General features: G+C 70.1%; 28 protein-coding genes. 13 read left to right on the forward strand and 15 right to left on the reverse strand.

The genetic code is table 11. The features are described 5' to 3' along the window. Positions 1-37: 37 nt before the first annotated feature. The 3 genes from VEA98_RS10325 to VEA98_RS10335 all read left to right on the forward strand — a co-directional run bounded on the left by VEA98_RS10325 (position 38) and on the right by VEA98_RS10335 (position 2,593). A complete protein-coding gene (locus VEA98_RS10325; protein ID WP_324813850.1) occupies positions 38-976 on the forward strand; it encodes a retropepsin-like aspartic protease in 939 nt (312 codons plus the stop codon). Between the two features lie 37 nt (positions 977-1,013). Next, a complete protein-coding gene (bioB, locus tag VEA98_RS10330; protein ID WP_324813852.1) occupies positions 1,014-2,009 on the forward strand; it encodes a biotin synthase BioB in 996 nt (331 codons plus the stop codon). Positions 2,010-2,197: 188 nt separating this feature from the next. After that, positions 2,198-2,593, forward strand: a complete 396-nt coding sequence (locus tag VEA98_RS10335) for a Tat pathway signal protein (RefSeq protein ID WP_324813855.1) — start codon at positions 2,198-2,200, stop codon at positions 2,591-2,593. A gap of 96 nt (positions 2,594-2,689) precedes the next feature. Here the strand turns inward: VEA98_RS10335 and VEA98_RS10340 are convergent, their stop codons facing one another. After that, entirely contained in the window at positions 2,690-3,664 is a 975-nt protein-coding gene (locus VEA98_RS10340; RefSeq protein WP_324813857.1) for an ABC transporter ATP-binding protein, read from the reverse strand. Between the two features lie 158 nt (positions 3,665-3,822). Here VEA98_RS10340 and VEA98_RS10345 point away from each other — a divergent pair, with 158 nt between their 5' ends. Genes VEA98_RS10345 through VEA98_RS10360 form a run of 4 tightly spaced genes read left to right on the forward strand, consistent with a single transcriptional unit; the run spans position 3,823 to position 7,245 of the window. Further along, positions 3,823-4,077, forward strand: coding sequence for a hypothetical protein (locus VEA98_RS10345; RefSeq protein WP_324813858.1), 255 nt, complete (start codon positions 3,823-3,825; stop codon positions 4,075-4,077). 54 nt (positions 4,078-4,131) lie between these two features. Then, positions 4,132-4,371, forward strand: a complete 240-nt coding sequence (locus VEA98_RS10350) for a zinc-finger domain-containing protein (RefSeq protein ID WP_324813860.1) — start codon at positions 4,132-4,134, stop codon at positions 4,369-4,371. A gap of 22 nt (positions 4,372-4,393) precedes the next feature. Further along, positions 4,394-6,265, forward strand: coding sequence for a cobaltochelatase subunit CobT (gene cobT, locus VEA98_RS10355; RefSeq protein WP_324813862.1), 1,872 nt, complete (start codon positions 4,394-4,396; stop codon positions 6,263-6,265). Next, positions 6,265-7,245 (forward strand): esterase-like activity of phytase family protein, encoded by a 981-nt coding sequence (locus VEA98_RS10360; protein ID WP_324813865.1) that lies wholly within the window; start codon positions 6,265-6,267, stop codon positions 7,243-7,245. The genes cobT and VEA98_RS10360 overlap by 1 nt, the downstream gene beginning before the upstream one ends. Positions 7,246-7,309: 64 nt before the next feature. Here the strand turns inward: VEA98_RS10360 and VEA98_RS10365 are convergent, their stop codons facing one another. From VEA98_RS10365 to VEA98_RS10375, 3 genes are all read right to left on the reverse strand, one after another. Beyond that, entirely contained in the window at positions 7,310-7,909 is a 600-nt protein-coding gene (locus VEA98_RS10365; RefSeq protein WP_324813867.1) for a demethoxyubiquinone hydroxylase family protein, read from the reverse strand. Beyond that, positions 7,890-8,429: a disulfide bond formation protein B gene (locus VEA98_RS10370; RefSeq protein WP_324813869.1), complete on the reverse strand. Its 540-nt coding sequence runs from the start codon at positions 8,427-8,429 to the stop codon at positions 7,890-7,892. The genes VEA98_RS10365 and VEA98_RS10370 overlap by 20 nt, the downstream gene beginning before the upstream one ends. A gap of 186 nt (positions 8,430-8,615) precedes the next feature. Further along, positions 8,616-9,191 carry a YqaA family protein gene (locus VEA98_RS10375; RefSeq protein ID WP_324813871.1) on the reverse strand — a complete coding sequence of 192 codons (576 nt, stop codon included), beginning with the start codon at positions 9,189-9,191 and terminating at the stop codon, positions 8,616-8,618. 151 nt (positions 9,192-9,342) lie between these two features. Between VEA98_RS10375 and VEA98_RS10380 the strand changes: the two genes are divergently transcribed. After that, positions 9,343-9,783, forward strand: coding sequence for a VOC family protein (locus tag VEA98_RS10380; protein ID WP_324813873.1), 441 nt, complete (start codon positions 9,343-9,345; stop codon positions 9,781-9,783). Between the two features lie 40 nt (positions 9,784-9,823). After that, a complete protein-coding gene (locus tag VEA98_RS10385) occupies positions 9,824-10,402 on the forward strand; it encodes a DUF6655 family protein (RefSeq protein ID WP_324813959.1) in 579 nt (192 codons plus the stop codon). Here the strand turns inward: VEA98_RS10385 and VEA98_RS10390 are convergent. Continuing rightward, positions 10,399-10,833 (reverse strand): hypothetical protein, encoded by a 435-nt coding sequence (locus tag VEA98_RS10390; RefSeq protein ID WP_324813875.1) that lies wholly within the window; start codon positions 10,831-10,833, stop codon positions 10,399-10,401. The two genes, VEA98_RS10385 and VEA98_RS10390, sit on opposite strands and share 4 nt — an antisense overlap. Continuing rightward, positions 10,830-11,750, reverse strand: coding sequence for an acyl-CoA desaturase (locus VEA98_RS10395; RefSeq protein WP_324813877.1), 921 nt, complete (start codon positions 11,748-11,750; stop codon positions 10,830-10,832). The genes VEA98_RS10390 and VEA98_RS10395 overlap by 4 nt, the downstream gene beginning before the upstream one ends. 87 nt (positions 11,751-11,837) lie before the next feature. On the opposite strand from VEA98_RS10395, the gene VEA98_RS10400 reads away from it, so the two are divergent. Next, positions 11,838-12,149, forward strand: a complete 312-nt coding sequence (locus VEA98_RS10400) for a metalloregulator ArsR/SmtB family transcription factor (RefSeq protein WP_324813879.1) — start codon at positions 11,838-11,840, stop codon at positions 12,147-12,149. Between the two features lie 67 nt (positions 12,150-12,216). Further along, positions 12,217-14,052, forward strand: coding sequence for a DUF885 domain-containing protein (locus tag VEA98_RS10405; protein ID WP_324813882.1), 1,836 nt, complete (start codon positions 12,217-12,219; stop codon positions 14,050-14,052). A 16-nt stretch (positions 14,053-14,068) separates the two neighbouring features. Here the strand turns inward: VEA98_RS10405 and VEA98_RS10410 are convergent, their stop codons facing one another. After that, complete coding sequence (locus tag VEA98_RS10410) at positions 14,069-14,713, reverse strand: hypothetical protein (RefSeq protein WP_324813885.1); 645 nt, start codon at positions 14,711-14,713, stop codon at positions 14,069-14,071. A 98-nt stretch (positions 14,714-14,811) separates the two neighbouring features. On the opposite strand from VEA98_RS10410, the gene trmD reads away from it, so the two are divergent. Then, positions 14,812-15,567, forward strand: a complete 756-nt coding sequence (trmD, locus tag VEA98_RS10415) for a tRNA (guanosine(37)-N1)-methyltransferase TrmD (RefSeq protein ID WP_324813888.1) — start codon at positions 14,812-14,814, stop codon at positions 15,565-15,567. A 1-nt stretch (position 15,568) separates the two neighbouring features. Continuing rightward, positions 15,569-16,000, forward strand: coding sequence for a 50S ribosomal protein L19 (gene rplS, locus VEA98_RS10420; RefSeq protein WP_324813890.1), 432 nt, complete (start codon positions 15,569-15,571; stop codon positions 15,998-16,000). A gap of 65 nt (positions 16,001-16,065) precedes the next feature. On the opposite strand, the gene VEA98_RS10425 is transcribed toward rplS, so the two are convergent. The 8 genes from VEA98_RS10425 to VEA98_RS10460 all read right to left on the reverse strand — a co-directional run bounded on the left by VEA98_RS10425 (position 16,066) and on the right by VEA98_RS10460 (position 20,261). Continuing rightward, positions 16,066-16,551: a PA2169 family four-helix-bundle protein gene (locus VEA98_RS10425; protein WP_324813892.1), complete on the reverse strand. Its 486-nt coding sequence runs from the start codon at positions 16,549-16,551 to the stop codon at positions 16,066-16,068. Between the two features lie 59 nt (positions 16,552-16,610). Next, positions 16,611-17,105 carry a hypothetical protein gene (locus VEA98_RS10430; RefSeq protein WP_324813895.1) on the reverse strand — a complete coding sequence of 165 codons (495 nt, stop codon included), beginning with the start codon at positions 17,103-17,105 and terminating at the stop codon, positions 16,611-16,613. An 11-nt stretch (positions 17,106-17,116) separates the two neighbouring features. Beyond that, entirely contained in the window at positions 17,117-17,920 is an 804-nt protein-coding gene (locus tag VEA98_RS10435) for a tryptophan 2,3-dioxygenase (protein ID WP_324813898.1), read from the reverse strand. Between the two features lie 43 nt (positions 17,921-17,963). Continuing rightward, a complete protein-coding gene (locus VEA98_RS10440) occupies positions 17,964-18,221 on the reverse strand; it encodes a hypothetical protein (RefSeq protein WP_324813900.1) in 258 nt (85 codons plus the stop codon). Between the two features lie 74 nt (positions 18,222-18,295). Next, positions 18,296-19,345: a sensor histidine kinase gene (locus VEA98_RS10445; RefSeq protein ID WP_324813902.1), complete on the reverse strand. Its 1,050-nt coding sequence runs from the start codon at positions 19,343-19,345 to the stop codon at positions 18,296-18,298. Positions 19,346-19,441: 96 nt separating this feature from the next. Then, entirely contained in the window at positions 19,442-19,582 is a 141-nt protein-coding gene (locus VEA98_RS10450) for a hypothetical protein (protein ID WP_324813904.1), read from the reverse strand. 101 nt (positions 19,583-19,683) lie between these two features. Beyond that, positions 19,684-20,073 (reverse strand): YdbL family protein, encoded by a 390-nt coding sequence (locus tag VEA98_RS10455; protein WP_324813906.1) that lies wholly within the window; start codon positions 20,071-20,073, stop codon positions 19,684-19,686. Beyond that, complete coding sequence (locus tag VEA98_RS10460; RefSeq protein WP_324813908.1) at positions 20,073-20,261, reverse strand: YnbE family lipoprotein; 189 nt, start codon at positions 20,259-20,261, stop codon at positions 20,073-20,075. Before VEA98_RS10460 ends, VEA98_RS10455 begins: the two co-directional genes overlap by 1 nt. Positions 20,262-20,275: the final 14 nt, after the last annotated feature.

Here is a 20,275-nt window from a genome sequence, read left to right on the forward strand (position 1 = left end):
CCGGTTCCGTGCAAACGTCGCCGGGGGAGGAGCGTGAATGACAGACTGGACCCGGCGCGTTCTGTCCGGCGCGGCCCTTGGACTGGTGGCCGCGGGCGCAGCTAGCCGGGGCGAGGCGCAGACCGTTCCCGCCCCGCCCGATCCCGGCTTCGGCGCCGACAGCCTCAACCGCGGCCGGCTGACCGTGCCGGTGGAGATCGACGGGCGGGGCCCGTTCACCTTCGCGGTGGACAGCGCGGCCAACGCCTCGGTCATCGCCGCGGACCTCGCCGACGCCCTGTCGCTGCCGCCCGACGGCGAGATCGCCATGCACACGCTGATCGCCCGCGAGATCGTCGGCACCGTCCGGGCCCGGCGGCTGCAGACGGGGGCGCTGGACGTCGACGTCCCGCGGCTGGCGGTGGCCTCGCGGGCGGGCATGGACGGTCTTGACGGCCTGATCGGCACGGATCTGCTGGGCGACCTCAGGCTGGACCTCGCCTTTCGCGGCCGGCGGCGGATCCGGGTGTCGCGCTCCAAACGCACCGGGGAGGGCTTCTTCGAGGCGCGGCGGGCCACCACCCGGCTGGTCCGGGCCATCGAGCAGCGCTTCGGCGACCTGCTGATGATCGAGATCCAGGTCGGCGGCGTGGCCGCTTCCGCCATTCTCGACACCGGGGCCCAGGTCAGCATCGCCAATCTCGCCCTGACGCGGACGTCCGGCGCCCTGCCGATCACGCTGCGGGACGGCAGGACCAGCGAGCGGGTGCAGTCGCCGACCGGGCGCGTGGCCGAGGCGACCCCGGTGATGATCCCGAACCTGCGTTTCGGCGGGATCACCGTCGGGCGGCTGCCGATCCTGACCGGCGACTTCCACACCTTCGACCTGTGGGGCCTGTCGGACCGGCCGGCCATGCTGATGGGGGTCGACATCCTCGGCCTGTTCGAGCGCGTCGCCATCGACCTGAAGCGCGGCGAGGTCGTGTTCGAGGTCTGACTTGCGCCGGCCGCCCGCCTGACGCAGGAAAGGCCGCATGACCCGCGATCTGTCCGTTCCCCGACACGACTGGACCCTGGAGGCGGTCGAGGCGCTCTTCGCCCGGCCGTTCATGGAGCTGGTGTTCGAGGCCGCGACCGTGCACCGGCGCTGGTTCGACCCGTCCGAAGTGCAGAAGAGCCAGCTGCTGTCGATCAAGACCGGGGGCTGCGCCGAGAACTGCGGCTACTGCTCGCAGTCGGCCAGTTTCCAGACCGGGCTGAAGGCCGAGAAGCTGATGGATGCGTCGGCGGTGCTGGCCGAGGCCATGGCGGCCAAGGCGGGCGGGGCCAGCCGCTTCTGCATGGGGGCGGCGTGGCGCGAGCTGAAGGACCGCGACACGCCGAAGCTGGCGACGATGATCGCGGGGGTGAAGGCGCTGGGGCTGGAGACCTGCGCGACCCTGGGGATGCTGAGCGCGGATCAGGCGCGGCAGCTGAAGGCGGCGGGGCTGGATTACTACAACCACAACCTCGATACGGGCCCGGAGTATTACGCCGAGGTGGTGACGACGCGGACGTATCAGGACCGGCTGGAGACGCTGGCCCATGTGCGCGAGGCGGGGATGAGCACCTGCTGCGGCGGCATCGTCGGCATGGGCGAGAGCCGGCGCGACCGGGCCGGGCTGCTGCATGCGCTGGCCACCCTGTCCCAACATCCCGACAGCCTGCCGGTCAATGCGCTGGTCCCGGTGACGGGGACGCCGCTGGGCGACCGGGTCAAGCGGGAGGGCGAGATCGATCCGATCGAGTTCGTGCGGACCGTCGCCGTGGCGCGGCTGGTCTGTCCGAAGGCGATGGTGCGGCTGTCGGCCGGGCGCGAGACGATGAGCCCGGAGATGCAGGCGCTGTGCTTCCTGGCGGGGGCCAACTCCATCTTCGTCGGCGGCAAGCTGCTGACCACGCCCAATCCGGAGCAGGACGAGGACGCGCGGCTGTTCGCCCTGCTGGACCTGAAGCCGATGGAGCCGAAGCGGACAGAGGCGGCGGCCTAGAATGCGTTCTCCCTCCCCGCTCGGGGAGGGATGTCGCGCGTAGCGACGACAGGGTGGGGGCGGCCCGGCGAGCGCACGCCGGTCTTGCGGGTCGCCCCCACCCGGCTTCGCCTGCGGCTCAGCCACCCTCCCCGAGCGGGGAGGGAGAACGTAACCGGCCCTTAAGCGCCGGCGGATAGCGTCGCCGCATGGATCGTCGCGCCCTTCTCGGCCTCGCCGCCGTCGCCGTCTCGACAGCCGCCTCGCCCGCCAAGGCGTCCGGCGACACCGGGACCGTGCAGGCCAGCTATCTGCGCCTGCCCACCGTCACGGCCAACGTCATGCGGTCGGGCGGTCGGCGCGGCGTGATGACGGTCGAGACCGGCGTCGATACGCCCGACGCGGCCCTGCGCACCCGGGTGGCGCAGTCGGCGCCGCGCCTGAGGGCCGCCTATGCGGCGGTGGTGCAGGCGACGGCCAACAGCCTGCTGCCGGGCGCGCCGCCGGACGTGGAACGGCTGGTGGCGCAATTGCAGGCCGCGACGGACCGGACTGTGGGCCGGGCGGGCGCGCGGCTGCTGATCGGGACGGTGATGGTGGTTTGAGGCAGCAGGCAGCAGGCAGCAGGCAGCAGGGGCATCGAGCCTGAGGTCAGCAACGTGCCTCTTCCTGCCTGCTGCCTGCTGCCTGCGGCCTGATCCCTAGTCTTTCGTCGGATCCCCCTGGCCGGCATCCCCGTAGGTCAGGGCGAGGAAGACGTCTTCCAGATCCGGGTCCTCTGTGGAGATGTCGGCGATGACGACGCCGGCTGCGCGGACGGCGGCGAGGACCTGTTCGACCGACGACTGGCCCTTGCGATAGGTGACGGCGAAGGCGCCGTTCGGGCGGGCGACGACGTCGAAGCCCTTTAGCGTCGGCAGGCCGTTCAGCTCACCCTCGGGGGTGACCACGACGTTGCGGGTGTCGAGGCGGCGCAGCAGCTGGGGCGTCGGCTCGCAGGCCACCACCTGACCGCGGTTCATGATGGCGATGGTGTCGCAGAGCTCCTGCGCCTCTTCCAGATAGTGGGTGGTCAGCAGGATGGTGACGCCCTCGGCGTTGATGCGGCGGACGTACTCCCAGAGCTGGCGGCGCAGCTCGACGTCCACGCCGGCGGTGGGCTCGTCGAGGATCAGGATCGGCGGATTGTGCACCAGGGCCTTGGCCACCATCAGGCGGCGCTTCATGCCGCCGGACAGGGCGCGGACATAGGCGTGGGCCTTGTCGGTCAGGCCCAGCGCCGCGAGCAGCTCGTCGGAGCGGCGCTCGTGGGCGGGGACGCCGTAGAAGCCGGCCTGAACCTCCAGCGCCTCTCGCGGGGTGAAGAAGACGTCGGCGACGATCTCCTGCGGCACCACGCCCAGGGCGGCGCGGGCGTCGCGGGGCTGTCTGTCGATGTCGCGGCCCCAGATTGCGGCCGTCCCGCCGGTCTTGTTGACCACCCCGGCGAGGATGTTGATCAGGGTCGACTTGCCGGCGCCGTTGGGGCCGAGCAGGCCGAACATCGAACCGCGGGGGATGACGAGATCGACGCCGCGCAGGGCGGTCTTGGGGGGCGCCTTCTTCGAACCGGCGTAGGTCTTCTCCAGCCCGCGAACCTCGATGGCGTTGACGGGAAGCGGGGCGTGTTCAGTCATCGGCGGCTTTCAGGCGGAGCGGTCCGCCTAGGTAGGCGCGGGACCCGGCGGGGCCAAGCCCCCGGGGGCGAGCCGGCATGTCAATGACGCTTGACAACATAACGAATGATGTCTAGTTTCCTTGTCATTATGAACAGCTTGCTTGACGGAGTCATCTGATGTCCCGAACCCGCCTGATCGGCTGGACCGCCTTCGGCTTCTGCCTTCTCGGCTACGGGGGCTTCGCCGCGATCATGATCGCCTACAAGCTCGGCCACCTGGAACTGCGCGAGGCCCTGCTCTACGGCGGGCCGGTGGCGGTGGCCGGGGAGATCGGCCTGTGGGTGGCGGCGGGCTGCCTCGGCTGGACCCTGTTCAAGCGTCGCAAGGCCCTGTTCGACAAGTTGTTCCGGCGCACGCCCCGTGAGGTTTGACGGCGGCGGGCTTGCCGCCTAGGGAGTCCCGTCCTCCCAGCTGACAGGTCGATCATGCCGCCCCGCCATCCCGATGCGATCATCCCCCCGCCGGAAGAGGTCGTGGTCTCGACCAAGCGCGTGGCGTGCGACGGGGGCGGCGGCGCCCTCGGCCACCCGCTGGTCTATATGGACATGGGCGAAGAGGACGCCGTCGAGTGCGGCTATTGCGACCGGCGCTTCGTGCTGTCGTCGCGGCCCAAGCCCGAGAGCGAATATTTCAGCCCCGCCGCGCGGCCGCCCGAGGCGCACTGAGGCGAAAGGCTGACCGGACGCCATGGCCTCCGCAGAGACCCCCGCCGAAATCTTCAAGCGCGCGCTGGCCCACGCCGCGCGGGCGCTGGCGGAGCAGTCGGAGCTTGAGGTGGTGTTCGGTTCCGACGGACCGAGGCTGGCCAACGGCGTCCTGACCCTGCCCCATCCGCCGCGCGACCCCGGCGGGCCGGAGAGCGCCTCGCTGCGGGGGCAGGCCGACCGGCTGGCGCTGCGGCTGGCCAATCACGACGAGGGACTGCACGCCCGGCTGCGGCCGGCGGACTCGAAGGCGGCCGAGGTGTTCGAGGCGGTCGAGCAGGCGCGGGTCGAGGCGGTGGGGTCGCAGTCGCTGGCGGGCGTGCGGGCCAATATGAACGCGGCCCTGTTGACGCGGCTGGAGCGCAGCGGCGCCCTGAGGGCCGCCGCCGCCGACCGCGTGCCGCTGAACGAGGCGGTGGCGCTGCTGGTGCGCGAGCGGCTGACCGGGCAGAGGGCCCCTGACGGGGCCGGGGCGCTGCTGGATCTGGTGCGGGGCGAGCTGGAGTCGAAGGCGGGGGCGAAGATCGACGCCCTGTCCGAGGTCGCGGAGGACCAGACGGCCTTCGCGGCGCGGCTGAAGGATGTGCTGCGGGCGCTGGATCTCGACCCGGGCGACGGACGCGGCGACGACGCCTCGGACGACGAAGGCGGGGACGAACCCGATCCGCAGCAGCCGGACGCCGCCGACGATCAGGACGAGGAGGACGACGCCGGCGGCGGCGAGGGTCAGTCGATGGACGGCTCGACCGACGACCAGACCGCGGGCGAGGAGCGCGACGCCCGCCCCGACGGCGCCCCGGCGGATCCGGACGGCGACGCCTCGGACGAGGGGCCGGAGATCAACGAGGGCGCCCTGCCCAACCGGCAGGAGATCGCGGACGACGGGCGGGCGGTCGACGCCTACCGCGTCTTCACCACCGCCCATGACGAGGTCATCGACGCCGCGGAGCTGTGCGATCCGACCGAGCTGGAGCGGCTGAGGTCGCTGCTGGACCAGCAGCTGACGGCGCTGTCGTCGGTGGTGGCGCGGCTGGCCAACAAGCTGCAGCGCCGCCTGATGGCGCAGCAGAACCGGAGCTGGGCCTTCGATCTCGAGGAAGGGGTGCTGGATACGGCGCGCCTGACCCGGATCATCACCGACCCCACCTCGCCGCTGAGCTTCAAGGCCGAGAGCGAGAGTCCGTTCCGGGACACGGTGGTGACCCTGCTGCTGGACAACTCCGGCTCGATGCGCGGGCGGCCGATCATGGTGGCGGCGGTGTGCGCCGACATCCTGGCGCGGACGCTGGAGCGCTGCGGGGTCAAGGTCGAGATCCTCGGCTTCACCACCCGGGCGTGGAAGGGCGGGCAGGCGCGCGAGGCGTGGATCACGGCGGGCAAGCCGGCCAATCCGGGGCGTCTGAACGACCTGCGGCACATCATCTACAAGTCGGCGGACGCGCCATGGCGGCGGGCCAAGAAGAACCTGGGCCTGATGATGCGCGAAGGGCTGCTGAAGGAGAATATCGACGGCGAGGCCCTGACCTGGGCGCACGAGCGGCTGCTGGGCCGGCCCGAGGCGCGGCAGATCCTGATGGTCATCTCCGACGGCTCGCCGGTCGACGACTCCACCCAGTCGGCCAATGCGGCCCTGTATCTGGACAAGCACCTGCGGCAGGTGATCGCCGAGATCGAGACCCGCTCGCCGGTCGAACTGATCGCCATCGGCATCGGCCACGACGTGACCCGCTGGTACCGCCGGGCGGTCACGATCGTCGATGTCGAACAGCTGGGCGGGGTGATGATCGAGAAGCTGGCCGAACTGTTCGACAGCGAGCCCAAGGCGGCGCCGAAGGGGCGGCGAAGGGCGGCCTGATGGACCTGCGCCGGTTCGTTCCGTTGCTCGGCGCGCTGGTGCTGGCGGCCTGCGCGACCGCGCCGGCCCCGACGGCCGTCGCCCCACCGCCGCCCGGGGCCTGGTCGCCGGTCGAGGTGGAGGTTCGCCCCATCGGGCTGGGAATCCCGGGCGGCGTCCGGCTGGCACCGGGGGTGCAGTTCGCCGGCGGTTTCGAGTTCGTCGCCGACCGGGACTCGCCCTTCCACAGCCTGTCGGACCTGAAGGCGCATCGCGGCTGGGTCTACGCCGTCTCCGACGCCGGGGCCCTGTTCCGGTTCGTCGTCTGGCAGGACGGGGCCACCGACGAACCGGTCGGGGCCGGCCGGTTCGAGGGCCGCGCCCTCACTCTGCGAGATGGCGGGCCCATCGTCGAAAAGGCGGACGGGGACGCCGAGGGGCTGGCCGCGACGGCCGCCGGCGACCTGCTGGTCAGTTTCGAACGGGATCATCGCATCTGGAACTACGGCCCGCCCGCCGCGCCGCGCGCAGAGCCGGTCGCCGTGGCGGCGCCCGACGTCGCCTTCCCGCGCAATGACGGGATGGAGGCGATTTCGATCGCGCCGGGCGGCTGGCGCGTGGCCGGCGAATCCGGCGGGCTGTGGGACTGCGCAGGGCAGGGTTGTCGGGTCGTGGTCGCTCCGCCCGCCCAGCCGATCCCCGACAGCGAATACCGCATCACCGGCATGGACCGGGATCCAGGCCGCGAGGGCTTCTGGGTCGTCGAGCGCCGCTTCCGCCCGCCGGTCGATGTGCGGGGCCGGGTTCGGAGGATGGCGCCGGACGGCACGCTGGGTCCCGTGCTGATCGAACTGAGCCTGCCGTCGACGGTCGACAATTTCGAGGGGATCGCGACGGTGGAGCACCAGGGCGGCGTGCGGCTCTACATCCTGTCCGATGACAACAGCAGCGCGCGGCAGAGGACGCTGTTGCTGGTGTTTGACGTGAGGGATGAGGGATGAGGGATAAGAGCCAAGCGGGGGCGGCGGCGAGCGAGCCTAATCCCTCATCCCTGTTCCCTAATCCCTAAACCCTCTCCGACACCTTGATTGCTGCGCGGCAGCCCGCCTTGATGACCGCGCTGAGCAGGCCGTAGCCGGGCGCGTCACGGCTGCCGTGGGAGACGGCGTGGTCGTGGTGGGCCAGCTCCTCGTCGCGGAATTTCACCAGCTCGGCGGCGAGATCCGGGTCGCGGTCCTGAAGCTCCGCGATCTGGTCGGCGTAATGTTCCTCGATGACGCTCTCGACCGCCTCGGTGCAGGCGTGGGCGGCCTTCTCGCCGAGCAGGGCGGTCCCGGCGCCGAGGCCGAGGGCGGCGAGGCGCCAGAGGGGCGTCATCAGGGTGGGGCGCACCCGCTCGGCGTTGAGCAGGGCCTCGAAGCGGGCGAGGTGAACGGCTTCCTGGCCCTGCATCTCGCCCATGTCGGCGGCGATGCCGTCCTTGCCCGCGCGGCCCTCGAAGACAGCGCGCTGGGCGCGGTAGATGTGGACGGCGGCGTATTCGCCGGCGTGGTCGACGCGGAGGATTTCAGCCCGGCGGCGGCGGCTAGCGCCCCGTCCCGGGCGGGACAGGCGAACCGGCCGGGACGCCGGATCAGGCGCCGTTTCAGCGGGGGGCACGGGCATCCTTGGGCCTCTTGGCGGCGAGCAGGCTGAACACGGCCAATGCGGCCGAGATCAGCGCGTTCCACCCCGCCATGGATAGCCCCCAATCGGCCGGGAAGCGCCACGTCACCGCGTCGCAGTAGACCGGGGGCGCGGCCGGGGCCGTGCCCATGGCCAGGGCCGCCAGGCTCTCAAGACTGACATCGCCGCCGCCGGCGCAGGCGGCCGGAAGCTCCCACCAGCCGCTCTCGCCGCCCATGTGGAAGACGGCCGTGATCGCGCCGGTGGTGAAGACCACGGCCAGCATGAAGGCGGCGATGCGCGGCGTGCCGCGGCTGCCGCGGCTGATCAGGTGCCAGAGGGTGGCGGTCAGGGCGATGGCGACCGCGCCCCAGTAGACCTCGCGCTGCTTGAGGCAGAGGTTGCAGGGCGCGAGGCCGCCGAAGCGCTCGAACGCATGCGCGGCGCCGAGCAGCGCCAGCGAGGCCGCGAGGGCGAAGGCGGTCCACCACCGCGTCAGGAGTCGATAAAGGCCTCTCATCGGTGCTGTTCATAGCCGGGGCGGAGGGCGGCGTCGATTGGGGAGGAAGAGGAGGGGTCAGGGATGAGGGATTAGGGACGAGGGATGAGAGATCAGTGGGGTAGGTTCCCGGCGGCTACTGACCGGGACGAGGCGGCGTGACGGTCGCATCTCGTCCCTATTCCCTCATCCCTCATCCCTCATCCCTCACAGCATCTTCACCGCCACGACCGCGCCGACCAGCACCACAATGCCGATGATGCTCCACAGGGCCAGGCGCTTCTCGACCTGAGCGAGCATGGCGGGGCCCCAGCGGCGCAGCACCCAGGCCTCGAGGAAGAAGCGCGCTCCGCGGGTGACCACGGACGCGGCCACGAAGACCGGGAAGCTGAAGGCGGCGAGGCCGGAGGCGATGGTCACCAGCTTGTAGGGCACGGGCGTCAGGCCCTTGATCAGGATCACCGCCAGACCCCACTGGTCGAACCAGTGCTGGAACTCGGCCAGACCGTCGGAATGGCCGAGGAGGTTCATCAGCCACAGGCCGAGGTCGGTCAGATAATAGCCGATGGCGTAGCCGAGGACGCCGCCCAGCACCGAGGCGACGGTGCAGACGAAGGCGTAGAAATACGCCTTCTCGGGCCGGGCCAGGATCATCGGGGCCAGCATCACGTCGGGCGGGACGGGGAAGAAGGAGCTCTCTGCGAAGGAGATGACGGCGAGGGCCGGCGTGGCGTGCCGGCTGCGGGCCAGCGAGAAGACCCAGTCGTAGAGCTTGCGAAGCATACGTCCCCCGGCTTTCGCCCAACGGGCGCCACGGTCCGGCTCTAGCAGCCCGCGAACGGCGGCGCACCTGTCGAAACAGGGCGTGAGTCGCGGTCGCGGCCATCGGCCGCTATAGAGGCCGCCTCCCGCCTCTCCCCAGGACCGGACGACCATGCGCTATCTGCACACCATGGTCCGCGTGACGGACCTCGCCGCCTCGCTGCGCTTCTATTGCGACCTGCTGGGCCTGGAGGAGGTGCGCCGGATGGAGAACGAGGCGGGCCGCTACACCCTCGTCTTTCTCGCCGCGCCGAAGGACCGCGCGCGCTCGGAAGCCGAACGGTCGCCCGAGGTCGAGCTGACCTTCAACTGGGACCCGGAGCCGTACGGCGGCGGACGCAATTTCGGCCATCTGGCCTACCGCGTCGACGACATCTACGCCGTCTGCCAACGGCTGATGGACGGCGGCGTGACGATCAACCGCCCGCCGCGCGACGGCCACATGGCCTTTGTACGATCGCCGGACGGCATTTCGATCGAACTGTTGCAGGAGGGCGAGCGGCTGCCGCCCGCCGAGCCGTGGGCCTCCATGCCCAACACCGGGAGCTGGTAAGCTGAACATTCGCCCCTTCGTCGCCCTCGCCCTGGCGAGCCTGACCCTCGCGGCCTGCGCCTCGACCTCGGAGACCTATCCGTCGCGCACCGCGACCGAGCAGCTGCTGGTGGCCCGCGCCGCCGATCGCGCGGTCGAGGGCCTGACCCTGCCCATTCCCCAGGGCACGCGGGTGTTTGTCGACGACGCCTATTTCCGCGCCGAGAGCGCCCCCTATGCGGTCAGCGCGGTGCGCGGCGCCCTGTCGGAGGCGGGCTATGCGCTGGCCCCGTCCAAGGCCGCGGCCGAGGCCGTGCTGGAGCTGCGCGCCGGGGCCCTGTCGCTGGAGCAGATGCGCCGGGTGTTCGGCGTGCCGGAGATGCGGATCCCGATCAACGACAGCTTCAACGTCGTCTCGGTGCCCGAACTGTCGGTCTACAGCCGCCGCGATCGCGTCGGCGTGGCCGAGTTCTCCGGCTTCCTCTACGAGCCCAAGACCGGCGCCCCGCTGGGCGCGATCCTGCCGATGACCGGCGAGTTCCGCATCCGCAGCCACAAGCTTCTGATGATCGTCGCCTGGGGCCAGCAGAGCATCGACCCCGGCGAACGGGACCCCGGCGACAGCTGGCGGGAGTTCTAGGGGCGGCTTGCGCCCCTCTGCGAAGCCGCCAGGTGGAAGACCAGGCCGGCGGACGCGCCGGGAAGCAGCAGGAAGGTGGCTGAGGTCGTCGCGCCATAGGCGCCGCCCGCAATTGCTCCGAACGTCCCAGCCACGGCCCCCGACAGCAATGAGCCTTGAATCGCAACGGTGAGGGGGGTCGCCTGCCGTCGACGCTCAAGGAGGGCCACGGAGGAAATACCGACGGCGTGCAGGCCGATCAGGAAGGCGACGGACGCGACCAGCCAACTGACCCAAAACACGATGAGCCCCCAGGTCAGTACCGACGCGAGCGAGGCGTTTGTTCCGGTGAAGCCTCCGGTGATCGCAAGGAACTGGAGGCCGCAAATCGCCCCGCCCGTTCCCGCAGCTGGAAAGCAGGCCTTCGCGGCCCGCCCTCGATCGAGGGTCATTGAATTGCCTCCACGGTTTCAAGCGCCCGTGTCCGGCCAGGCATCTCCTCGGGCGTCCGCACGTCCCACGCAAGTCCGAGCCGTTCGAGCAGCTGGATGAAGCGGAAGCCCCAGTCGCTCTGGCCGGGGTAGAGGCCGATGCGGGCCGAGCCCGGATAGGCATGGTGATTGTTGTGCCAGGCCTCGCCCATGGTCGGGATCGCCGCCCAGGGCACGTCGTGGGCCTGAACGCCGGCGGCCCTGACCCGCCAGGTCTGCGGGCCGCGCCGGTGGGCGAGGTGGCCGACGAACCAGTGGCCGGTGACCGAGGCCGCGACGCGCACGCAGACGCCCCACACGACGAAACCCCAGCCGCCGGCCAGCCAGAGGACGGCCGCCATGGGAAGCTGCTGCAGCATCCAGGTGCGTTCGAGGAAGCGATAGAAGCGGTCGCGGCCGATGCGGCCCAGGTCGAAAGCGGGCGGACGGGCCAGTTCGAGGCGGCCATGCATCTGCCAGACGGCGTCGACGAGCATAGGGCGACGGTGGGCAAGGTAGTCGTGGCAGTCCGCTTGACGCTGGGCCCAGTCGCGCAGGTCGTGGGTGCGGATCATCCAGAATGGGCCGCTCATGCCGACGGCGGTCCCGGTCCAGACCAGCATGTGCTCAAGCCACAGCGGGCATTTGAAGCTGCCGTGGATCAGCCGGCGATGAAAGCCCACCGAATGGCCGAGCAGCAGCGACGCGCCGGTGGTGAGGGCGAAGACGACGACGGCCGCGGGGCTGAAGGTCAGGGGGCCGAGACTGAGCGCCGCCGTCAGCATGGCGCCGTTCCACAGCGAGTGCGCCGGGTCCCAGACGACCCGGCCTTCGACGGGACTGCAGCCGGGGGTCTCGATGAGGCTGTTGACGGCGCAGGGGTCATCCGGATCAGGCATCGGAAGGCTCTTTAGTATTTAAGCCATAACTTAATCACTGAAATGAGCGGCTGGCAAGTGGTTCGCAAATCGCTTAAATGTCGGGGCATGCAACGCGTCTTCGAAGCCCTGTCGTCCACCGTGCGGCGCAAGATCCTCGCCTATCTGGCCCACGCGGACATGACCGCGGGGGAGATCGCGGCGCGGTTCGAAATCTCCAAGCCGGCGGTGTCGCAGCATCTGACCGTGCTGGAGAACGCCGGGCTGGTGACCAGCGAGAAGCGCGGCCAGTACGTGCACTACAGCCTGGTGCCCGACCACCTGGCCAATACGCTGAACGCCTATGCGCAGGAGGTCTGTCCGGTGTCGAAACCGCTGAAGGCCGAGAGCGCGCACATCGCGGCCAAGCGGAAACGCTGACTCGCGCGGCTTGCCACCCGTCATTCCTGCGGTGATGGTCCCGGGCTGATTTTCCGGGAGGGTTTCCATGCGTCGTCTGCTCGTCTCCACCGTCTGCGCCGTCGCCATGCTGGCCGGCGCGCCTGTCGCGGTTCTGGCGCAGGACGTCGGCGCGCCGGCGGCGGTCGCGCAGAGCGAGGACGCGCGGCTGGCGGCCTTCTTCGAACAGGCGTTCCAGGAGCGGATCGCCCTGTCGCCGCAGACGATGACGGCGCTCGGGATCAAGCGCGACTACGGCAGGCTGGACGATACGACGGACGCGGCGGCCGAGCGCGGGCTGGCGCTGATGGAGCGGCAGGTGCGGGAGCTGAACGACCAGTTCAATCCGCAGACCCTGAGCGACGAGAGCCGGATGTCGTGGCGGCTGTTCGAATACGGGGTCGAGCAGGCGCGGCTGTCGAACCGCTGGCGCGACTGGGGCTACCAGTTCGCGGCGAACGGCAATCCGACCACGGGGCTGCCGGTGTTCATGATCAACAACCACCGGGTCGACAGCGTCGCCGACGCCGAGGCCTATGTGTCGCGGCTGAAGGACGCCGAGCGGGTCATGCAGGAGATTGCGGACGAGCTGCGCCAGCGCGCGGCGGCGGGGGTGATCTCGCCCAATTTCGTATTCGAGCCGTCGATCGCCAACACCCGCAACATCATCACCGGGGCGCCCTTCGACGGCGGGGCGGACAATCCGGTCTGGGCCGACTTCCAGAAGAAGGTGGCGGCGCTGGATGTGGAGCAGGCGGAGAAGGACCGGTTGCTGGCCGACGGCCGGACGGCGCTGACGGGCGAGTGGAAGCGCGGCTATGAGCATGTGCTGGCGGCGCTGGGCGAGGTGCAGGCGCAGGCGGCGGCGATGCCGGATCGCGACGGCGGCGTGTGGCGGCTGCCGCAGGGCGAGGACTACTACAACGCCCGCCTGCGGCTCTCGACCACCACCGACCTGACCGCGGACCAGATCCACCAGATCGGCCTCAGCGAGGTGGCGCGGCTGCAGGGCGAGATGCAGGCGATCATGGACCAGGTCGGGTTCGAGGGCTCTCTGCAGGAGATGTTCGCCTACCTGAAGACGGATCCGCGCTTCCAGTATCCGAACACGCCGGAGGGCAAGGAGCAGTATCTGACCGACAGCCGCGCCTTCATCGCGCAGGTGATGGCGGCGGCCCCGCAGTGGTTCAGCGACCTGCCGGAGGCGGCGCTGGAGGTGCGGGCGGTGGAGGCGTGGCGCGAGTCGACGGCCTCGGTGGCCTTCTACAACGCCCCGGCGCCGGACGGGTCGCGGCCAGGCATCTACTACGTCAACCTGTCGGACATGACCCAGGTGCTGAAGCCCCAGATCGAGGGCATCAGCTATCACGAGGGCGCGCCGGGGCACCATTTCCAGATCGCCTATGCGCAGGAGATGCAGGGACTGCCGTCGTTCCGGCGGTTCGGCGGCTACGGCGCCTATGCCGAGGGCTGGGGGCTGTACGCCGAGCGGCTGGGCAAGGAGATGGGCTTCTACCAGGACCCCTATTCGGACTTCGGCCGGCTTTCGACCGAGCTGTGGCGGGCGGTGCGGCTGGTCACGGACACCGGGCTACATTCGAAGCGGTGGAGCCGCGAGCAGGCGATCGATTATTTCCGCCAGAACTCACTGCTGAGCGAGCGCGACGTCGTCAAGGAGGTGGAGCGCTACATCACCAGCCCCGGGCAGGCGACCAGCTACAAGATCGGCGAACTGAAGATCATGGAGCTGCGCCAGCGGGCGCAGGCGGCGCTGGGCGAGCGGTTCGACATCCGGGACTTCCACGCGGTGGTGCTGGGGTCGGGGTCGGTGCCGCTGGATGTGCTGGAGGATCAAGTGGACGCGTGGCTGGAGACGCCCGAGTAGGGCGGTCGGACGAGGGTCAGGCGCCGCAGGCCTGCGGCTGGGCCGTAGGCCGAGGCAACTCGCGGACGACCAGCATTCCTTGTCCGGGGACAGGCGCCGGCGGCGGGGGCGCGGCCCTGAACAGTTTCTCCCGCTCCGCCGGGTCGAGCGTGTCGACGACCACCTCGTTCCAGCGCTGGCCCTCGTCGTCCTCGAGCGCGAAGGTGAAGCGGCCCCCCGCGGCGACGGCGTCCAACAGCCCCGGCGTCGGGACGGCGCCCGGTCCGCTGGCCGCGTCTGCTCCGCTCGACCAGTCCTGGGCGCGGATGCGGCCGGCGGGCACGCTCACGCGATAGCCGCGCCAGACCTGTCCGGACGGGCCGTTCACCACGGACTGGACCCAACTGGGGCGGTCCCGGCAGTAGTCGCCGAATTTCACCGTCCAGCCCATCCAGCGCGGGGGCCCCAGATCTTTCCCCTCGGGCTTGAAACCGATGGCGAGAGAGAAGAGCGACGCTTCGTCATAGCTGCCGGCGAACAGCGAGACCTCCCCGGGCGGCTGTCCCTCCGTCCGCATCTTCACCGTTTCGACAGTCGGTGCGGCGGGAAGGGTGGCGCAACCCACAACGGCGCACGCCCCGAGCAGGGCGAAGGAGAGGCGAGACGGAAATTGCGAGGTCATCCGGCCACGCTGGCGGACCCGGGCGCCGGCCGTCAAGGGCGGGCGTGAACGGCGGGTTGCTCGCGGCCCGCCGGAGATTGCTGTAAGAGCGCCCCGCCATGCCCTTCACCGCCACCGTCCTGACCATGTTTCCGGAAGCCTTTCCGGGGCCGCTCGGCGTCTCGCTGATCGGCTCGGCGTGGCGCGAGCGGGGGCTGTGGAGCCTCGAAACCCTTGACATTCGGGGCTTCAGCGAGGATAGGCGCGGCTTCCTGGACGACACCCCCGCGGGTGGCGGACCGGGAGCCGTGCTCAAGGCGGACGTGGTTGCGAGGGCGCTGGACAGCGTATCCGGACCGGCGCGGCCGCTTTTGTACATGAGCGCCCGGGGTCGGCCCCTGACCCAGGCGCGCGTCAAGGAATGGGCCAAGGCCGACGGCATCACGGTGCTGTGCGGCCGGTTCGAAGGGGTGGATCAGCGCGTGCTCGACGCGCGCGGGTTCGAGGAGGTCTCCGTCGGAGACGCGGTGCTCGCCGGCGGCGAGGCGGCGGCGATGGTGGTGATCGAGGCGTGCGTTCGATTGATCCCCGGGGTGCTGGGCCAGGCCGAAAGCCTGAGTTCGGAGAGCTTCGAGGACGGCCTTCTGGAGCATCCGCAGTACACGCGACCGCGGACGTTCGAGGGGCTGGAGATTCCCGACGTGCTTCTGTCGGGCGACCACAAGAAGGTCGCACAATGGCGCGAAGAGCAGCGGGAGAAGACGACGCGGGAACGGCGGCCAGACCTCTGGGCGGCGCACCTGCAAAAGACGACCCATGCGGGCCAAGAGCCCGCCAAATCACAGGTAAAGAGCGCAAAAGCTCGAGGAGAATGACATGAACATCCTGCAGACGATCGCAGCCGAAGAAAAAGCCCGCCTGATCGCCAAGCGCGACATCCCGAACTTCCAGCCCGGCGACACGCTGCGGGTCATGGTCAAGATCAAGGAAGGCGAGCGCGAACGCATCCAGGCCTTCGAGGGCGTCTGCATCGCCCGCGCCGGCGGCGGCGTGAACGAGAATTTCACCGTGCGGAAGATTTCGTTCGGCGAGGGCGTGGAACGGGTCTTCCCGATCCTGTCGCCGAACATCGACTCCATCGAGGTCAAGCGCCGCGGCGTCGTGCGGCGCGCCAAGCTCTATTACCTGCGCGATCGCCGCGGCAAGTCGGCCCGGATCGCCGAAAAGCAGACCGTCCGCGCGCCCAAGGGCGTGGTGGTGCCGGAGACCGGCAAGGCCGAAACCCCGGCGGTCGACACCGAAGCCTGAGCCGCTTCACGATCCTGACATGACGAAGGCCCCGGTGCAGACCGGGGCCTTTTTCGTTTCCGCTCCTAGTGCGGGTACAGCCGGTTGCCCGCGTCGCGCTGGCCCTCGAGGCTGTGGCGGAGCTCGTGCACCTGGTCGCGGCCGTCGGCCACCCGCGAGAAGGCGCGGCGGATGGTGTCTCGCGTGGTGGCCGAGATGTGGCTGTCCTCCAGCGCCCGTTCGAACTGGGTCCTCACGGCGTCCTCGGCGATCTCGACGGCGCCGATCATGCCGGTGTCGTCGCGCATCAGGGCGTGTTTGACGTCGGCGAAGGCGCGCTGCGCCTTGGCGAGGACGGAGCCTTCAGCGGCGGGGTCGCCGCCGAGCGCGCGGACCGTGGATTGCAGATCCTCCGCGACCTGGCGGCGTTCGAAGCTGCGGCGTCCGAACAGGTCGCGATGGCCGGGGTCCTCGGCCTCGGTCGAGGCGACGCGATAGCCGTCGGCGCTGTCGATGGTGGTCTGGATCAGGCTGTTGAGGACGTGGATGTCGTGGCGATTGGGGTTGGACATGACGGGATTCCCGCGGGTTACCCGGCATAAACCTCACCGTGGCGGCATTGGTTGCCTTTTCAGGGCTCCTGCGGCCCGCCGCACCGGACGAGGAAGTCACGCAGCGCCTCGGGACTGGAGGCGCGGGCGGGGCCGACGGACTGGGCGCCGTAGACGGCGCGGACGGGTTCGCCACGCCTCATCCGGGCGAACAAATCCGCCTCCGCCGCGCCGCCGGCGGTGACCCCGGGGCCGGACGCCTGAAGGTCGGCGACGAAGGCGAAGGCCTCGTCCCCGACCCCCAGCGTCAGCCGATCCTCGCTGCCGATAGGTTCGAAGCCGGGCACATGGATGATCAGGGCCTCTGCCCGGTCGTCGCAGGACAGGTGCAGGACGGGCGCGCCCAATCCGTCGACGAGAGTCAGGCGGCCGGGCGTGGCGGCGGGCGTTTCGGGCGGCTGGACCAGCGGCGGCTTCGACGGGATCGGCGCGGGCTCGACCGGGGCGGTCGGCGCCTCTTCACGACCGCAGGCGGCGAGGCCCAGCAGGGCGGCGGCCAACAGGACGGTGCGCATGCTCCGCTCCTTCAGAGTTTGGTGCGCAGCGACCACAGCTCGGGGAAGCAGCGGCGCTGCAGGGTCTCGGTGAGGTAGGAAACCCCCTCGGTGCCGCCCGTTCCACGGCGGCGGCCGATGATGCGCTCGACCGTGACCACGTGCTTGTGGCGCCAGGTCAGCAGGGCGTCGTCCAGATCGACCAGCTTCTCGGCCAGCTGGTAGAAGGGCCACCAGCGGGCGGTGTCGCGATAGACCTCGAGCCAGGCCGCTTCGACGCCTTCGGACGGCTCCCAGGGCTTGCTGACATCGCGGTTCAGCACCTCGGCCGGCACCGGCAGGCCGGCGGCGGCCAGCTGGGCCAGGGCGTCGTCGTAGAGGCTGGGCGCCTCCAGCGCGGCCTTCAGCGCGGCATGGGCCTCAGGCCGCTCCTCGTGGAAGCGCAGGAAGCGGTCATCCTTCAGGCCAAGCATGTATTCGAAGCGGCGGAACTGATCGCTCTGGAAGCCGGAGGAGGAGCCGAGCACGCCGCGGAAGCGCAGGTATTCGGCCGGGGTCATGGTGGCCAGGATGTCCCAGCTCATGGTCATCACCGCCTGGATGCGGCTGACGCGGGCGAGGCTCTTGTAGGCGGGGACCAGATCGCCGGCGCGCACGAGGCCCTGGGCCAGCGCCACCTCGTGCAGGATCTGCTTGAGCCACAGCTCCTTGGTCTGGTGGATGATCACGAACAGCATCTCGTCGTGCTCGGACGAGATCGGATGCTGGGCCGAGAGCAGTTCGTCGAGGGCCAGATAGCCGGCGTAGGTGATCACGGAAGCGGGCGTGTCGGTCATGGGCGACCTATCGCCCGCCCGGCCGTCCGGCTCAAGGCCCGACTCAGGGCTTGTCCGGGCGCTCGATGTCGGCGCCGCCGGAGCGGTCGGCGCGTTCGTCCCAGCCCTCGCGGTCGCTGCGGAAGGCCAGGCCCATCAGGACCCAGGCCAGGGCGATGGTGCCGGAGACGCCCAGCGACAGGGCGACGAGGCCATGGATCGGCATCGGACCGCCGCCGATCGCGTTCCAGGCGAGGCTGATGCCGACGACCGAACCGACGGCGACGCCGACGGCGATGAGAAAGATGCGAAAACGGGTCATGGGACTTCGTAGGCCGTCGGCACGACGGGGGCACCCTCGGGAAACTACGGAGGCGGCTGCGGGGGCCGTCTGCGTCAGCCGGCGGCCCTGTGCCGGATGGAGACGGTCATGCCCTCCGAGGTTTCGATCTGCATTCGCGCGTCCAGCTGTCTGACCAGCGCCTCGACGATGGCCGTGCCGAGACCGCCGTGAGCCGGAGTGACGAAGGGCGCCGAACCGAGGCCGTTGTCGTGGACGACCAGCAGCCAGCCCGCGCCCTCGCCGCGATAGGTGACCAGGATCCGCGCGCCCGCCCGGCCGGACGGGAAGGCGTATTTGATGGCGTTGATGACCAGTTCCGTGACGATCAGCCCCATGCTCACGGCCTTGTCCGAACCGATCCAGCCGTCGTCCGCCTCTACCTCGAGAGCGATCGGGTGGCTGTCGCCGATCATCGAGGCGGCGAGGCTGGCGCACAGCTTGGCGAGGTAGGGCCCGACCTCGATCTGGTCGAGGTCGCCCGAGGCGTGGAGATGGGCCTGGACTTCGGCGACGGAGAGGACGCGCTGATGGGCGTCCCGAAGATGCAGGCGGGTTTCCTCGGAGGTCACGGCGCGGGCCTTGATCAGCAGGATGCTGGCGATGATCTGCAGACTGTTGGCCACGCGATGCTGCATCTCCTGGAGCAGCACCTGCTTCTGGCGCAGAAGCTCCTCGGTGTGCTCGAGCAGGTTGGCCCGGTCGCGCTCGACGGCCCGCCGCGCGGTGACGTCGGTGAAGGCTAGCAGGATGGTGCTGTTCTCGCTGGTCTCGTAGATCACCTTGCGGGCGTTGAGCAGCATGGTGCGGCGTCCGACGCCGGGGAAGTCGTGATCGACCTCGAACCCGTCCATGGCGGTCTTCTCGGGGATAATGGTCTCGAGGAGCAGGCGCAGGGCCGGGATGTTCCACTGACCGTCGCCCAGGTCATAGAGCCGGCAGCCCATGGTGTGCTCGAGATCGACCCGGAATATCTCGTAGAAGGCGCGGCTGGCGGCGAGGACGCGCAGGCCACCGTCCAGCACGATCAGCGGCTCATGGATGGTGTCGACGATCGCCTGCGCGAGCGTCTGGGCATCCTCGATCGCGGGGATCGTGGTGGGCATGATGGGAGGGCAGTCCGGCGCGGGCGCGTGAAAGACGGCCAGCGAAATATCCATGCCACAACCGGCGGCATTCGGAAAATAAGTCGGGAATCCGACTCAGGAGGCCCGGGTGGTGTAGCTGTCCTGCCGGTCCGCCTGATGGGCGAGACCGCGCCAGTACGTCGCCAGGCTGAGCCATTCGGCGCGCAGGCGCTGGTTGGGATCGCGCGCGGCGTACCCGTCCATTCGCGCGGCCATGGCCAGACATTCTGAGGCGGTTCGCATCGGCTTTACCGTGACGGCCGGAAAGGACCGGCCGCAGGTGAAACCCGGCGGAAGGGTAAAGGCTCCGCCGACGCCTAGCGCTGGACCCACTGGCCCTGGGCGTTGCGGTACCACTGGCCGCTCTGGATGCGGGGCATGACGATGGTCTGGAAGGCGCGGACGCCGGCCGCCTCGGCCGTGGCGCCGTCGCCGGCCGCCTGGGCGCTGCGGGCATAGCCTTCGCGGCGGGCGGTGTTGGTCACCGTCACGGCCTGGGTCAGGGCGGGATCGGAAGAGGGGACGCGGAAGCCGAGATAGCCGTCCGACTGTTCGCCGACGGTTCCCTGCGCCTTGGCGGCGTCGATCATCGCCTTCTGCTGCGCGGTCTGCGCGAAGGCGGCGCCGGCGGCCACGCCGAGGGCGGCGACAGCGGCGGCGACGACGAAGAGCTTGCGGAAGGAGATCATGGCGGGCGGCTTTCGCATCAGAACAGGTTCGGGTTCTCGACGAGGAGGTCCTGAAGCTCCTTGTCGAGGCGGACACGGACGTCAGCGTCGAGCTTGGCGTAAATCTGGATCGGATCGACCTGGAGCCGGACCGTGGGCGTGCAGGCGCCCGCGCCGACGGCGGCGATGAAGCCGATCAGGGCGAGACGTGCGCGCGTCCGGGTCATGGGCAGGGTCTCCG

Origin of the sequence: Brevundimonas sp., from assembly GCF_035627055.1 — a bacterium.
GTDB lineage: Bacteria > Pseudomonadota > Alphaproteobacteria > Caulobacterales > Caulobacteraceae > Brevundimonas.